At 41.2% G+C, this 14,864-nt stretch carries 18 protein-coding genes; 9 read left to right on the top strand and 9 right to left on the bottom strand.

Going from position 1 to position 14,864, the window contains the following annotated elements:
• Positions 1-50: 50 nt before the first annotated feature.
• Positions 51-1,400 carry a HAMP domain-containing sensor histidine kinase gene (locus V7122_RS04925; protein ID WP_335525950.1) on the bottom strand — a complete coding sequence of 450 codons (1,350 nt, stop codon included), beginning with the start codon at positions 1,398-1,400 and terminating at the stop codon, positions 51-53.
• Positions 1,397-2,065, bottom strand: coding sequence for a response regulator transcription factor (locus tag V7122_RS04920; RefSeq protein WP_335525949.1), 669 nt, complete (start codon positions 2,063-2,065; stop codon positions 1,397-1,399). Before V7122_RS04920 ends, V7122_RS04925 begins: the two co-directional genes overlap by 4 nt.
• A 145-nt stretch (positions 2,066-2,210) precedes the next feature.
• Between V7122_RS04920 and pdxK the strand changes: the two genes are divergently transcribed.
• From pdxK to bshB2, 3 genes are all read left to right on the top strand, one after another.
• A complete protein-coding gene (pdxK, locus tag V7122_RS04915; RefSeq protein WP_335525948.1) occupies positions 2,211-3,041 on the top strand; it encodes a pyridoxine/pyridoxal/pyridoxamine kinase in 831 nt (276 codons plus the stop codon).
• Positions 3,042-3,258: 217 nt separating this feature from the next.
• Entirely contained in the window at positions 3,259-3,603 is a 345-nt protein-coding gene (locus V7122_RS04910; RefSeq protein ID WP_335525947.1) for a YojF family protein, read from the top strand.
• Between the two features lie 50 nt (positions 3,604-3,653).
• A complete protein-coding gene (bshB2, locus tag V7122_RS04905; protein ID WP_335525946.1) occupies positions 3,654-4,319 on the top strand; it encodes a bacillithiol biosynthesis deacetylase BshB2 in 666 nt (221 codons plus the stop codon).
• Between the two features lie 64 nt (positions 4,320-4,383).
• On the opposite strand, the gene V7122_RS04900 is transcribed toward bshB2, so the two are convergent.
• Positions 4,384-4,830 carry an SRPBCC family protein gene (locus tag V7122_RS04900; RefSeq protein WP_335525945.1) on the bottom strand — a complete coding sequence of 149 codons (447 nt, stop codon included), beginning with the start codon at positions 4,828-4,830 and terminating at the stop codon, positions 4,384-4,386.
• Between the two features lie 64 nt (positions 4,831-4,894).
• Entirely contained in the window at positions 4,895-5,611 is a 717-nt protein-coding gene (locus V7122_RS04895; RefSeq protein WP_335344713.1) for a Crp/Fnr family transcriptional regulator, read from the bottom strand.
• A gap of 206 nt (positions 5,612-5,817) precedes the next feature.
• On the opposite strand from V7122_RS04895, the gene V7122_RS04890 reads away from it, so the two are divergent.
• The 3 genes from V7122_RS04890 (at position 5,818) to V7122_RS04880 (ending at position 8,300) form a co-directional block, all read left to right on the top strand.
• Positions 5,818-6,543, top strand: coding sequence for an ABC transporter ATP-binding protein (locus tag V7122_RS04890; protein WP_335344714.1), 726 nt, complete (start codon positions 5,818-5,820; stop codon positions 6,541-6,543).
• The gene (locus V7122_RS04885; RefSeq protein ID WP_335525944.1) at positions 6,540-7,568 is read left to right on the top strand and encodes an ABC transporter permease; all 1,029 of its coding nucleotides are present in this window, start codon (positions 6,540-6,542) and stop codon (positions 7,566-7,568) included. Before V7122_RS04890 ends, V7122_RS04885 begins: the two co-directional genes overlap by 4 nt.
• Before the next feature lie 84 nt (positions 7,569-7,652).
• Positions 7,653-8,300, top strand: coding sequence for a TetR/AcrR family transcriptional regulator (locus tag V7122_RS04880; RefSeq protein WP_335353810.1), 648 nt, complete (start codon positions 7,653-7,655; stop codon positions 8,298-8,300).
• A gap of 158 nt (positions 8,301-8,458) precedes the next feature.
• Here V7122_RS04880 and V7122_RS04875 read toward each other — a convergent pair whose 3' ends face one another.
• Together V7122_RS04875 and V7122_RS04870 are read right to left on the bottom strand one after the other, a co-directional pair.
• On the bottom strand, positions 8,459-8,824 hold the full coding sequence (locus tag V7122_RS04875; RefSeq protein ID WP_335525943.1) for a general stress protein: 366 nt from the start codon (positions 8,822-8,824) through the stop codon (positions 8,459-8,461).
• Between the two features lie 54 nt (positions 8,825-8,878).
• Positions 8,879-9,040: a hypothetical protein gene (locus V7122_RS04870; RefSeq protein ID WP_335484974.1), complete on the bottom strand. Its 162-nt coding sequence runs from the start codon at positions 9,038-9,040 to the stop codon at positions 8,879-8,881.
• A 252-nt stretch (positions 9,041-9,292) separates the two neighbouring features.
• Here V7122_RS04870 and V7122_RS04865 point away from each other — a divergent pair, with 252 nt between their 5' ends.
• The gene (locus V7122_RS04865; RefSeq protein ID WP_335344718.1) at positions 9,293-9,565 is read left to right on the top strand and encodes a hypothetical protein; all 273 of its coding nucleotides are present in this window, start codon (positions 9,293-9,295) and stop codon (positions 9,563-9,565) included.
• Between the two features lie 29 nt (positions 9,566-9,594).
• Here V7122_RS04865 and V7122_RS04860 read toward each other — a convergent pair whose 3' ends face one another.
• Positions 9,595-10,665 carry a PQQ-dependent sugar dehydrogenase gene (locus V7122_RS04860; RefSeq protein ID WP_335525942.1) on the bottom strand — a complete coding sequence of 357 codons (1,071 nt, stop codon included), beginning with the start codon at positions 10,663-10,665 and terminating at the stop codon, positions 9,595-9,597.
• 79 nt (positions 10,666-10,744) lie between these two features.
• Complete coding sequence (locus tag V7122_RS04855) at positions 10,745-11,401, bottom strand: DNA alkylation repair protein (RefSeq protein WP_335525941.1); 657 nt, start codon at positions 11,399-11,401, stop codon at positions 10,745-10,747.
• 154 nt (positions 11,402-11,555) lie between these two features.
• On the opposite strand from V7122_RS04855, the gene V7122_RS04850 reads away from it, so the two are divergent.
• Complete coding sequence (locus V7122_RS04850; protein ID WP_335525940.1) at positions 11,556-12,332, top strand: MerR family transcriptional regulator; 777 nt, start codon at positions 11,556-11,558, stop codon at positions 12,330-12,332.
• On the top strand, positions 12,310-14,064 hold the full coding sequence (locus V7122_RS04845; RefSeq protein WP_335525939.1) for an ABC transporter ATP-binding protein: 1,755 nt from the start codon (positions 12,310-12,312) through the stop codon (positions 14,062-14,064). Before V7122_RS04850 ends, V7122_RS04845 begins: the two co-directional genes overlap by 23 nt.
• Positions 14,065-14,308: 244 nt before the next feature.
• Here V7122_RS04845 and V7122_RS04840 read toward each other — a convergent pair whose 3' ends face one another.
• Entirely contained in the window at positions 14,309-14,824 is a 516-nt protein-coding gene (locus V7122_RS04840; RefSeq protein WP_335525938.1) for a hypothetical protein, read from the bottom strand.
• Positions 14,825-14,864 lie beyond the last annotated feature (40 nt).

Here is a 14,864-nt window from a genome sequence, read left to right as displayed (position 1 = left end):
AGCAGTTTATCAGCCAATTAGAAAAAGCCGACTTAAATGAAGTCGGCTCCTCAATTTTTCCTCTGTATTCTAATATTCGTTCCAGCTTCTCCTGTTTCCGCAACCCATTCCAGACCCATATCCTTCAACATTAGCGACACAATGGAAAGTCCGATTCCAGCACCCTTCCCGGTTGATTCCCCGCTCATTCCCGAGCCGCGGTCTTCAATTATGATCTGCTCTAGCTCTGTGTCAACTTTGACCCCAATATACTTCCCCTCCTTCGCATGCCGATGGACATTCTGATAAATATTATCCAGCACCCGCTCGAGCCATTGCGAATCGATTTCCCAATAAAAGGTCCTCTCAGGAAGATCAATGCACATCTCAAAATGAAGATGTTCAAAAACAGGGTACCAGGCGGCAAAAGAGGTTTTCACTAAGCGAACGATATCCACCCTCTTTGGATCATAAGGGTATTTTCCTGATGTTAACAATGTATAAGAAAGAAGGTTTTCTATTAATTGGCTTAAATACCCAATCTTATTATCAATCAAAACAAGGGATTCCTTCCCCTGTGCACTTAACGGCTCCTTCTTTAGGCTGTAAGCATGTCCTCTTATCGTAGTAAGAGGGGTTCTTAAATCATGAGACAGATTGGCAATCAGCTGTCTTCTCAGCGTTTCTTCCTCCAATTCACGCTGACGGCTGCTTTCAAGCTGATGAATCATTTCATTAAACGAACCTTCCAGCTGTCCAATTTCATCCTTTTTCTCTACACTGATTGGATCGGGAATCCCATTTTCAGCGGGGCTCGACATAGCCTGCCGAAGTCGTAAAAGCCGCTTTCTAATTTTGTAAAAGAAAATCCATGAGATAAAAATAAAAATCGCTAATATCGCAAAGATCAAAATAGCAATGATATAACTATAATCTTCTTGGATTTGCCGCCCTGTTACCGTCATTGCAGACCTCGGTACTTGCAGAACCATAAATCCTTCATTTTTATTTTCACCAATTAAGGCCACCACGGTAAAAGGATCCACTTTGTCTCCACGGCTTTTTTTCATGAAATCAATCGTATAGGATGGGGACCATGATGAAGGAACGGTTGTATCCTTCGGTAATGTCAGTTTCGTTTGCCCTGCTTCATCGACCCAGAACATACTTGCTTGATCGAATTCATGTTGGATTTGCTGTAACTTTTCATTTATTTTCTCGTCAGAAGCGCCTGCCAAGCTTTGTGCGGCTTCATGCCACATTTTCTCTAGATCGGTCCCATTTTGATATTTGTTCGGTTCTTTATCACTGTACGGGAGGTAGAAAACCATCGTAACGATAGGAAAGGAAATAGGCACAATCATAATCGCCAGCAAAACGATTAGTAAATATTGGTTCAATAACGAGTTTTTTAGTTTCATTGCTTCACCCGGTAACCAATTCCTCTAATCGTTTCAATGATTTCTGGCGAGCTTGGATTCTTTTCAATTTTTTCACGAAGATACCGGATGTGAACCATCAGGGTCTTATCCCCTTCGATATAAGGTTCTCCCCAAACCGCTTCATAGATTTGTTCTTTCGTTAAAATCTGGTTCGGGTGCCTCAAAAAATGCATGAAAATTTGGTATTGCTTACCGGTCAATACAATTTCCTCTCCTGAGCGGCTGTCCAAAATTCTATTTTCTGAGAGGTTTACACTTATATGTCCAAGGTTCAGCTCATTGGAGAGTGAAAGCCCCGATCTTCGAAAGCATACTTCAATTCGTGCGGCCAATTCATCGGGATGAAAGGGCTTTGTCAAGTAATCATCAGCAAATTGAAGGCCGTGCAGCTTATCTTCAACTGCCGTACGCGCTGAAAGCATTAATATTGGAATTTGCGACTCTTTTTTCAACCGCTGGCCAATCGTAAAGCCATCAAGACCCGGCAGCATCACATCTAATATGACGAGGTCATATTCTGATACCATTTTCTCAGCTCCATCACCCGATTTTAACCATTCAACCTTAAATCCCCTTTGCTCTAAATCTCCTTTTACCCAGCTGCCAATCTCCAAATCATCTTCTATATATAAAATTCTCCTCATTATTCATCACCTAAGCTTATAATAGAGAAAATGGGCTGGAAATAAAAGCCTATAGTATTAAAGTTTCAGTCAATAATAATTATTGTTATAATAAAATTGGATAAATTATTGAATAATTAACCTGAGTTTTGGGAGGAAGTATCAGATGACTATGAAAAAAGTTCTAACAATTGCTGGCTCAGACACAAGCGGGGGTGCCGGAATTCAGGCTGACCTTAAAACATTCCAGGAGCTTGGCGTATATGGAATGACAGCTCTTACTACTATCGTAACGATGGATCCGAAAAATAATTGGAACCATAACGTGTTTCCAATTGCGCTCGACACTCTAGAGACTCAGCTTGAAACGATTCTTTCAACAGGAATCGATGCAATGAAAACAGGTATGCTTGGTTCAGTCGAGATCGTTGAGCTTGCAGCCAAAACAATTGATGAGAATCAATTAGATAAAGTAGTGATTGATCCGGTTTTAGTTTGTAAAGGAGAAGATGAAGTTCTTCACCCTGAAACAGCAGATGCGTTAAGAAACATTCTTGTCCCTCGCGCAACAGTTGTGACACCTAACCTTTTTGAAGCATGGCAGCTGGCAAAAACAGGACCAATCAAAACAGTGGATGATATGAAGGAAGCCGCTGTGAAAATCCATGAACTTGGGGCAAAATATGTAGTGATCAAAGGCGGCAGCAAGCTAAACCACCCTACAGCCGTTGATCTTTTCTATGATGGAAAAGAATTCAAGCTTTTGGAATCTGAGTTGGTCAACACAACTTACACACATGGGGCAGGCTGCACATTCGCATCAGCCATTGCAGCTGAGCTTGCGAAAGGCAAAACGGTTGTTGAAGCAGTTGAAACAGCAAAAGATTTCATTACGGCAGCTATTAATCATGGCTTTAAATTAAATCAATACGTGGGGCCAACGATGCACGGTGCATACCGTCTGTTTGGTGCTGGACGATCTGAAGCAGCAGAATAAGTCTTTTACAATGATTTCAACAGAGCCTTTTTGGCTCTGTTTTTTTGCAAAAAGGCTCCATCTATCTGTGCAGTCATGCTTTTTCTCATCACAGAAGCGTCAGTTTCGCTTTTACTGTTTATTTTTAGTAAAATAAATGGGTGAAAATTAAAACTCATGAACCTTCATATTCACCAAAACGTAAGTTTATAAATATAAATTGGAAAGGAGGCCCATTATGGAAGCTGTTAAACCTGAGCAGGTGCAAAAGGAAATAGACCGCTTTGCTAAGAAAGATGTATATATTCATTTGGAAACAACGAACGGGGCCTATGCTTCCCATTTTGATAAGTCTTTTTTCTCTTCGGGGGCCTATATTCGAAATGCTTTCCTGCAATATGAGCATGGAAAAATAGTTGGAAAAGGACCTTATCGAGTTGGGCTCAAAATGAGCTTTGGCTGGGTGTATGCTGAGGGGATTACCCATTTTGAAATCGATGAAAAGGGGCGTCTCCTTTTAGCTGGACATGACTTTGAAGGCAGGCTCGCAGTGGCGCTGCAAATTGGCAAATCACCTTTTTAAGTTAAACATTCATTTTAAATATGCAAATCAGATAGAAAGGAGACAACACAATGGAAAAAGAAAGACATGTTCTAGTCGTATTCCCCCATCCAGATGATGAGGCATTTGGTGTATCCGGAACGATTTCCTACCATATTGATAGCGGTACGCCTGTCACTTATGCCTGCCTGACCTTGGGCGAAATGGGTCGAAATATGGGAAATCCTCCTTTCGCAACAAGAGAATCCTTGCCCCAGATTCGCAAAAAAGAATTACAGGATGCTGCGAATATTCTAGGGATCACGGATTTAAGAATGCTTGGCTATCGAGATAAAACAATCGAATTTGAAAATGAGGAAGTTGTCGCTGCCCATATGGCCTCCATTATTAAAGATGTGAACCCTTCCTTAATCATCACATTCTACCCAGGCTATGCCGTGCATCCGGACCATGATGCTACAGGGGCAGCCGTTATTCGGGCAGTTAGAGAAATGCCCGCTGAAGAACGTCCAAAGGTTCATTGTGTGGCCTTTTCCCATAATTGTGAGGAGGAAATCGGCCAGGCAGATGTCGTTCATGATGTATCTGCTTTTGTTGATAAAAAGCTCGCTACCATTAAAGCACATGTATCGCAAACACAGCTGGTCGTGAGCCAGATGGCGATAAACCTGGAGAACCAAGATCCTGAGTATGTAGCCAGATTTCATAACGAGCGTTTTTGGACCTACACGTTCTAGGGCCTTTCATGCAAAAAAGCAGTTTTTCTCGCATCACTGAGAAAAACTGCTTTTTTTTGTCTAATTACTCACTTTTTCCGCCTTCAAGCATTTCCTTTAAATACTCAAGCTGAAATCCGTCTTCCTTTTTGATCATATTAACGATTAATCTCTTTGTTAATTTCATCCTAAGTCCGCTCGTCTTCACAAAGGCATCAAGTTCCACCTGGGTTCCTTCCTCAATCTCATGGAAGGTGTAGGCGTACTCGGTAATCAAGCCATTGGAATTGCTCCTCGTTGTGAAGGCTTGATCCTGTTTATATTCAATAAACTCAATTTCTGCATTCACGGTATTCCCTCGGACGGACCGGCTTTCCTTAAACTTTGTTCCTTTGCCAATCGGTCCTTCGGTGAGTTTTTCCATTTTCACGACATTGGGCATGAGTTCAGGAACATTCTCCATACTGGCCATGTAATGAAATACTTCTGAAACCGGTTTATGAATAATTACACTAGAACGGAAATCTGCCATAGATAAAGCACCTCTGTACCCTTTTAAATACCTTTATTATACATAACTCTATTAGAATTAACTATTAGAGTTTATGATGAAAAAGGGAGCAAAAGCGGCACCAATCCGTAATTATAATGTTTTTTCCGCTAATTTCGAGAAGTCCATCCTTTTTTAGCTTAGAAAAAACCCGGCTGACACTTTCTCTCGTTGTTCCAACTAAGGTTGAGAATTCTTGTACGGTTATCGGAAGCTCAATATGCATTCGGTTACAATGATTGGCACCAAACTTTTCAGCCAAACGTTCTAATGCCCGCACCGTTTTCATATACACATCCAGTAAAGCAACATCCCGTAGAATCGAAGTAAAATCACGCAGCTGCACACTCATATAGCGAATCATCTGAACCGCCAACTCCGGGGAAACCAGAAACTCTTGCTCCAAGTCTTCCGTTTTCAAAAAATACACTTCTCCGTCCTGAATCATGGTCGCGGTTGCTGGATAGCAAGTTCCCTCCTCATTAAATAAGCATGCCTCAGCGAAGACCTCCCCCTTCTTCTTAATACAAGTGATCATCTCATTCCCTTGATCGTCCTGCTTTGTTAATTTGACAATGCCTGAATGAACAAAGAATATTCCTTCTGCTTTATCATATTCGGAAATAACTTTTTCCCCTTTTTTATAAGGTTTTTTACTAATTCTTTTATGAAGCAGCTGGTAAGATTCTTTTGGGAGATCTTTAAATATCTCAATTTTTTCTAAAAAATGTTCAATATCAGACTGACGCACTGAACTGCTCATACCGAAACACCTCCTCCATGTTACTCTACATAACATTCTATCGAGATTGCTTCTTGCTGAGTGTGATTAATTTCACACTCTGATATGCATATTCAATATTTAATTAAGATTAGTAAAAAATGAGTGATTACTCACTTTACAAATTCCGGTATTTTTCATACACTAATAATGAGTGATTACTCACTTTAAAAAGAGAGGTGTCGACAGTGGAAAATAATATTGTTTCAATTCGCCATGTGTCTAAAGCTTTTGGTAAACACGAAGTACTGAAAAACATCAGCTTAGAGATCGCTTCGGGAGAGATTTTTGGCCTTCTTGGCCCTTCTGGCGCCGGAAAAACGACATTAGTTAAACAGCTGGTCGGACTTGATCTCCCAACGGATGGTGAAAACTTCATTTTTCAAAAGAAAATGCCTAATCTCAAGCTCATTGAAAAAATTGGGTATATGGCCCAGTCGGATGCTCTATATGGAGAGCTTTCCGCAAAGGAAAATCTTGAATTCTTCGCAGCCCTCTACGGTTTAAAAGGGGGAAAGCGAAAGGAACGGATGCGTGAGGTCATGGAAACCGTCTCCCTTTCTGAACATGTAAATAAGCTAGTTTCTGCCTATTCTGGCGGAATGAAACGCCGCCTCTCGCTGGCAATTTCCCTTTTACACGAGCCGAAGCTGCTTATTCTTGACGAACCGACAGTCGGTATTGATCCTGTCTTAAGAAAGAGCATTTGGGAAGCTTTTTATAAGCTGAAGGATGCGGGCACAACGATTATTGTTACAACCCATGTGATGGATGAAGCAGAGAAATGTGACCGGCTCGGCATGATCCGAGATGGGAAGCTCATTGCTGTTGGCACCCCTGAAGAATTGAAGGAAAAAACAAATTCCCATAATATCGAAGAAGCTTTCCTTGTGTATGGAGGTGCTGAAGGATGAGAATTTCCGCATTAGTTATTCGAATTCTACGCCAAATCATCCGTGATAAACGGACAATGGCTCTATTAATCTTTGCTCCCATTCTTGTCCTTTCCATGCTCTATTTAGTTTTTAATGGAACTGATTATGAGCCGAAAATTGGTTTAGTAGATGTACTTGAGCAAATAGCAGATCAGCTAGATTTAGATCATGCTGATGTTACGCAATATGACTCTATTCAAAAAGCTGAGAAGGATTTAGCAGATAAAAAATTAGATGGATATATCCTGTTTGAGAATCAGCAGCCTGCTGTATTCCTTGAAGGAAGTGATCCAGGTGCAAACGGCTCTGTATTAAAATGGCTGCAGGATGCACTAAAGCCTTTACAGCAAGGAGGGCCACAAAAGGCGGCAGAGGTGCATTATTTATATGGTTCTAGTGATATGGGGCAATTTGATTACTACGGTCCGATTCTCTTAGGATATTTCGTCTTCTTCTTCGTATTCCTTATAGCCGGTGTCTCCTTTTTGCGCGAAAGAACGACAGGAACGCTGGAAAGGTTATTATCAAGTCCTTTGAGAAAATGGGAAATTGTCATGGGATATGTGATCGGTTTTGGAATATTTACAATGATCCAGGCCGCCGTTATTGCATGGTATTCCATCTATGTACTAGGCATGTTGATGGAGGGCATCTTCATCTACGTCCTGATCATCACCTTACTCGTTTCCCTTACAGCCTTAACATTGGGAACTTTATTATCATCCTTTGCCAATAATGAGCTGCAAATGATTCAATTTATCCCGCTCGTGATTGTTCCGCAACTGTTCTTTTCCGGTTTATTTAACCCTGACACCATTTCGAAGTGGCTCAGCTGGATTGGTCCTTTGACCCCTCTTTATTATGCGAATGAGGCGCTGCGAAATGTCATGATCAGAGGCTTTGGCTTGGATATGATTTATCAGGACTTACTAATGTTGGCTGGATTTTCCTTGCTATTTATGATACTTAATGTTGCTGCACTAAGAAAATACCGAAGGATTTGAACAATCTGTTGTTTATTTCCTTCCTCATCTGAACTTCATTTATAATGAAATGATCAGGATGAGTGTAAAAAGGAGTTGTTCATCATAGCTGAACAGGATTTATTGATTACCCAACTTTTCGACAATGAAGAAGAGTTAACAGATAAGCAGAAAAGAATTATCATCGCCGCCATCGAATCATTTTCTGAAAAAGGCTATGCCGCTACCTCAACGAGTGAAATTGCTAAAAAAGCGGGAGTCGCTGAAGGTACGATTTTCAGGCACTATAAAACAAAAAAAGATTTGTTATTAGGCATTGTCGCTCCTACTATGGCCAAATTGCTGGCCCCATTTGTCATTAAGGACTTGAATAAGGTGTTGGATACGAAATATGAGAGGTTTGAAGATTTTCTTAGAGCGATGATAGAAAATCGCGTGATCTTTTTAAAGAAAAACCTGCCTCTCTTAAAAATAGTAATCCAGGAAATCCCTTTTCACCCTGAGCTGAAGGAGCAATTTTTCGAGCATATTGCCAAGAAGGTCTTTGACCGCTATATAAAAGTAACAGAATACTATCAGGAAAAGGGCCAAATTATTGAGATCCTGCCCCAGCAGGTTATTCGGTTAACCGTTACTACCATTATTGGCTACCTTTTCAGCAGATACATCCTATTTCCAGATTCCCAATGGAACGATGAAGAGGAAATTGAACTAACCATTCAATTTCTCATGCGCGGGCTAGCACCAAATTAAAATTTGGGGCTAGTCAATGTCCGTTGTCAGTGGACAAACAAACATGTCAATCCATATAAAAAGAGAATTGTCCTCTCTGTTATGATTAACAGAAAGGAACAATTCTCTTTTCATTTATAACTCAATTTAGCAAACTTCTGCTATATGCCTAGTTAACGTTAACTATTAAAAAGCACACTGCCAATCGTACGTTGGTCCTCCTGAACAAACAACAGGATTTTTCCACGGTCCAGTTTCATTTCGTACACATCTGCTTCCTCCTTGGAAAGCCCCATCTCTTGTATTTTATTACGGAGAGTATCCCCTTTGCCTTCAAACAAATTCTTTACAGCTGTCCCCACACCTTCTTCCTTTATACCAATCGTATTAATACCTAATTGCCTTGCTATTTCATCCGTCCGACTCTTTTCATGAGCCAACACATACATATCATCTGGCTGGACTCCACTGAATTCAAATGCTTTAACCTCATTTAAGACTTGAACCACATCATTACATTCTCGAACGATTAATTTTGTATTCATTGAATTCCCTCCATTAAAATTTATTAAGCAGCCTCGAATTTCCCCAAATAACCTTTACATCGGAAGATCGTGCAGATAGAATTGGTTCTTTTTTCTCCTGCTCAACATTCTTTTCATCATTCTTCGCGCAGGGGGAGATTCTTGATCAACCACACTGCCTAACAGATAGTTAGACATTCCCATTGTCAAAATTTCAGTAATAAAACGATTATTCATTTTCTTACCTCCCTTTAGTTTGACTTAAGAGACTGCCTTTTCGGTTGCTCGCTGCAACCTTGCTTAATGTGTACCACCGTCTATGAAATCTAAAACTATTATTTTCGTATTTAATATTTCTGTAACGAGAATGAAAAGAGAGACTACTAGATTTCATGTTTTGATAGAAAAGCTGAAGGGTATACATATGATAAATAACAGGAGGTGAAATGAAGCAGGATCAAATCCAAAATTTTAAGAGGAGGAGTTACTATGAGACAAGCCTTACGTATGACATCCGTAATGGCGGCAGGAGCTGGTGTATCAGCTGCTGCGATATGGTTATCTTCTAAACCCAATAGATTAAAGGCCGGAAATGTACTAAGAGACTGGAAGCGAAAAATCAAACCATCTCCATTAGATAAAAGTAAAATTCTCCCGATTGAGAAGGCGGGAAACCCTCATCCACAAGATATTGAGGACAATAAAATGGTCGATGAGGGAGCCTTGTATTCGGTCAAGTATTATAATCAAAAAATGCAATAAAAGGTTGGGCCTTGGGCCCCAACCTTTTTTTATTGAGATGATAACGGGATTCGATATAATTTATCATCCCTCTCAAGCGGATTTCCGCGACCATCTGTATTATTGCTAATAAAATACAGTGTATTGTCCTTGATGAACACATCCCGTATTCGCCCAAGACCTGTAATGATTTCGCGCTGCTCTCCCGTTTGCAGATTAAATTCTATTACAGCATTTCCTCTTAATGCCGAAACATAAAGGTTTCCATTAGCCAACGCCATGCCCGAGGGAGCCCATGTATGGTTGGAACCAGAGGTAAATAACGGTGACTCCATGCCCGCTCTTTTCTCTGTCCCTTTGATGAGCGGCCATCCGTAATTTTTTCCGGCCTGTATTAAATTAATTTCATCATTGGCTGAAGGTCCATGCTCACTTTCATAAAGTGCACCATCTGCAGTCCAAGCAAGACCTTGAGGATTGCGATGTCCATAGCTATATACGTAGGAATTCGGAAATGGGTTATCATTTGGGATAGAGCCGTCCAAATTCATTCTTATGATTTTTCCACCTAAAGAGCCGAGATCCTGAGCGATTTCCGGACTCGTAGCGGCATCCCCTGTTGTGGCATACAGTTTGCCATCCGGCCCAATTTTCAGTCTGCCGCCGTGATGAAATTGTCCGCTCGGTATTTTATCTAAGAGCAGGCGCTTTTCCCGCCAAACTTGATTTTCAAGTTGGAGCACGACAATTCGGTTAAACTGACCAGTCTGATCCGTGTAGGTGTAATAGGCAAAGGCTTCATTTGTTTGTAAAAAGTCTGGTGAAAGCACAAATCCTAAAAACCCGGCCTCAGCAGCCGTAGCAAGCGGTTTTTCGAATACAACCTTTTGCCGCTCCGTTTTTTCCTCTTCCACTTTCACAACAGCCCCTGGCCTTTCCGATAGGTAAAAGCTATTGCCAACTAAAGAAATCGACCACGGAATTTGCAGCTCATCTGCCACAACTTGAGGTGCTGTTACTGGAATACTCGCTTCCTGGTCCTCAACATCCTTCTTCCCTTCATCGGAACATCCGATCATGATCATACATGCTAGAAATATTATCGATACGATACGAACCATTTCTATCCTCCCTTCGAACACAATGCTTTTCATTACCCAGTTTCGGCTTTTACCGAATGCCTAAACGCTTTTTCAGTCCTTAAATATATTTACTTCCTTCCCTAACACTTAAGCTAGCAAGAGTAGTCGATTCGATAAACTCCTTTACAGATTCCGGATTCGTTTTTGAGTACTCCCTTAAAGCCCAGCCAATCGCTTTTTGAATAAAAAACTCCTTACTGTCTTTATTATGCTCGATGTAGCGATATAAGAGCTTTTCATCTGTTTGATTCTTATATTTTAGCTGAAAAAGAATAGCGGTTCTTCGCAGCCAGAGGTGATCCCCATAAGCCCAGCCCTCAATAGTTTCAGTAATTACCTCCGGATGCTTTTCAGCTATTGCCCCCACAGCTTTTGATGCGAGCAAATCAACCGTATCCCACCATGGCTTTGTTGTAATTAATTGCTCTATCAATGAGATATGCTGCTTGTCCAGCTGTTTCAAACATCTCTCTAAATAATCCATAGCAGCATATTGATATTCTCGCTCTTCTTTCTCCCATAAAGCTAGGACAAATTCTGGCTGAAAGTCTTGCTTTAACAGCCCGCTTTCCTGAAAAAGCTGCCTAACTAATCCCTTCCGATCAGGCGACTTAATCCCGAGAAAAGGAAAATGGTTTTTCATATAAGCTTCCATTGGGCCGGCTTTCTCCGGATCCCTGTTCTGTTCAAAAAGTTCAACTAATAATTGGATCATTTTTATTTACCTCAAGTTCTTTTTACTAATATTGTAGCTTATTCATTCAGAAAGAAAACAGCACAACTCCACTTTATAAAAGTTTATACTTGCTTCTTACGTAACGTTAGGTTTTATGATAGAGATAGAAATTATTGGAGGGGGAATCAACCGCATGTCTGCTAACTATTCAATCGGTCAATTTGCCAAAAAAACAGGTTCGACAGTAAGGACTCTGCATTACTATGATGAAATTGGTTTGTTAAAGCCCACCCTAATAACCGAGTCTGGCAGGAGATTTTATTCTGACGAGGATTTAATTAAACTGCAAAAAATCGTTTCACTCAAATATTTAGGCTATCCCCTTGAGAAAATCAGTGAGTTTATTCATTTGCAGGATTGGAGTTTAAAAGACTCACTAACCTTTCAAAAAAGTGAAATGCTGCAAAAGAAACAGCAGCTTGAAAACGTCATTCGGGCACTCGATCATGCCCTGCATATGATGGACAAGAATGAAGAGGTTGATTCTTCCATTTTTATTTCCCTAATTAAAAATATTCAAATGGAAAACGAGCATAAGGAATGGCTGAAAGAAATTATACCGGAAGAGAAGGTTGAGAAAATGTATAGCATTCCTGAGGAAAAGCAGCTTGAAATGAATCAGAAAACACTTGTTGTTTTTTCCGAACTAAAGGAGCTATATGGACTAGATCCTGCAAACGAACAAGTTCAAAGGCTAATAGGAGATTATATGGAATTAGTGAAAGAACTCACAGGGGACGACCATAATCTCGTTCAAGACCTGCTTGATAGCGGGGGCGAAATAGAGGATGATCCCATCCTGTTTCACTCCCCTTTTTCAGCCGAGGAGGAAAAGTGGCTTACAAAAGCGATGGAAATATTTTTAAAGGAAATGGGGTTTGAATTCAATGAAAGTTCGGGGAAAGAGTAATAGCCAAGCCACCACAAATTGGAAAGCCTTTTCGCAGTTATTAAAAGAAGCAAATCCTCCGAAGTTGATTTTCATCGTAGCAATTGTCCTAAGCCTAATCGAAACCGGAGCCGGTCTAATCGTTCCCCTTTTTACAAAGTCACTCGTTGACCAACTGGCTGCTTCAGCACTGGAAACATCTTTGATTATACTTCTAGCGGCAGCATTTATTGTCCAGACGATTTCTTCCGGATTTTCATTTTATTTTATGACCTACATCGGGGAGGCGATTGTCGCTTCCATTCGCAAGCGGCTATGGGAGCAAATTTTACTTCTCCCCATTCCCTTTTTCGATAAACATCAATCGGGAGATACGATGAGCCGGGTTACACAGGATACGAATATAGTAAAAAATTTAATTACCCAGCATTTAATCACCTTTTTAACTGGGCTCATTTCGATTATCGGGGCAATCGCTATCCTTCTAATGATCGATTGGAAAATGACGTTGATCATGATTATTTCTGTCCCGCTTTCCATCGGGCTCATTATGCCTTTAGGTCAAAAAATGTATAAAATTTCTAAAGCTACCCAAGATGAAATGGCCGACTTTTCCGCAAATCTTGGACGTGTTCTTACTGATATTCGTCTCGTTAAGTCCTACCATGCGGAAAACGCTGAAAAGATCCGCGGGGAAAAAGGGATTAAGCACCTTTTCCAATTTGGCCTTAGGGAGGCAAAGATACAAGCTATTATCTCACCTTTTATGACCTTTATTATGATGCTTGTCCTTGTCATCCTAATTGGCTACGGAGGAGTTAGAGTTGCATCAGGAGAATTATCAGCAGGATCCCTCGTTGCTATTATTATTTACATGTTCCAAATTGTCGTGCCGTTTACCCAAATGGCCTCATTTTTTACCGCTTTTCAGAAAGCAATTGGGGCTACTGAGCGTATACAGGGAATTCTTGCTCTTGAGAAAGAACCGTCTGAACAGAATTTAATTGTAAAAGACCCGGCCCAAGATATATATTTTACAAATCTATCTTTCTCTTATAATGAAAATCCTATCATCAAGAATATTCATTTAACAATACCCGCTGGAAAAACAACGGCTATTGTTGGACCGAGCGGAGGTGGAAAGACTACCCTTTTTGCCTTGCTTGAGCGCTTTTATGAGCCTAATAGCGGGGAAATTCTGCTCGGTGACACAAATATTAATGAATTCAACCTTCTTTCCTGGAGAAGCCAGATTAGCTATGTCTCACAGGAAAGCCCGCTTATGTCTGGCACGATTAAAGACAATATCGTTTATGGATTAGAGAGGGGAGTTTCTGATCAAGAACTGAAGGAAGCCGCTGAGCTTGCCCACGCAGCAGAATTTATTAATCAGCTGCCAGACGGCTATGAAACGGAGGTAGGAGAAAGAGGGATAAAGCTTTCCGGTGGTCAAAGACAAAGGATTGCCATTGCCAGAGCCATCATTCGAAATCCGAAAATCCTTCTCCTTGACGAAGCAACTTCTAATTTAGATAGTACATCCGAGCACTTCGTCCAGAATGCCCTTAAGAACCTTATGGCCAACCGAACTACTTTAGTTATTGCCCATCGTTTATCAACGATTATCGACGCTGATCAAATTGCCGTTATGGATGCTGGAACGATCACAGGTACCGGAACACATATCGAATTGCTGCAATCTCATCCTCTATACCGGGAGCTTGCAGAACAGCAGCTTGAATACTCGGAGTAATAAAGAATGGGATGGCCTTACTTATATAGGGCCGCCCTTTTTCTTATTCCAATTTAGGAGATAACCATCTTTCAACCATTGGGACAAACTGTTCACCGATATATCAATCCGTCCAAATGATCGTTCTAGCAGCGCATATTATTTTCTAATTGGAAAAGACGGGCCAGCGAAGGTCCGTCTTTATAGCTGCTTAACTGTCCTCTCCATGCGCACAGTATTAATTAACTGGTACCTTGCACCGATTTTAGAAGCATTGGAAGGAGCGGACGCTGCGCAGGTCTATTCCGAAGTATACCCAGCGATTTCTCCTCCAGCGCCAGCCAGCAACTGAATCCCTTCCGACAAAGACTGGATAGAACCAGAAGCTCCGGCCATTATGAAGCCACATATAAGTAAAACGGAATAAACATCTTCTAATTGCTCCTGGATCCACTGCAAAGGTAGTAGCTTGCTGCATTTGCGGTGTGAAGGCTGGCGGCGGTGATGTTGGAGGGCCCCCTTGCTGTCCGCCACCTGTCGGCTGACCTGGCGAGAATCCTGGCTGGCCTGGAGGAAATCCTGGTTGCTGACCCGGTGGGAATCCTGGTTGCTGACCCGGTGGAAATCCTGGTTGGCCCGGCTGGAAACCTCCTGGAGGGTACCCCGGAGGTCCAGATCCCCCGCCCGGAAATATTCTGTTATAAATAGCATTCTGCTCTGCATTCAAAGGAAATGAATAGGGATAGTAGCTGTAATCCATAAATTTTGTATCTCCTCTCATTTTACATTCCTTCTAATGTATGCAAAACGCCTACTTTGGG

The sequence above is a fragment of the Bacillus sp. JJ1532 genome, from assembly GCF_036965085.1.
GTDB lineage: Bacteria > Bacillota > Bacilli > Bacillales > Cytobacillaceae > Cytobacillus.
Note: the sequence above shows the minus strand (reverse complement) of the source record. Positions and strands in the feature narration are given on the sequence as shown.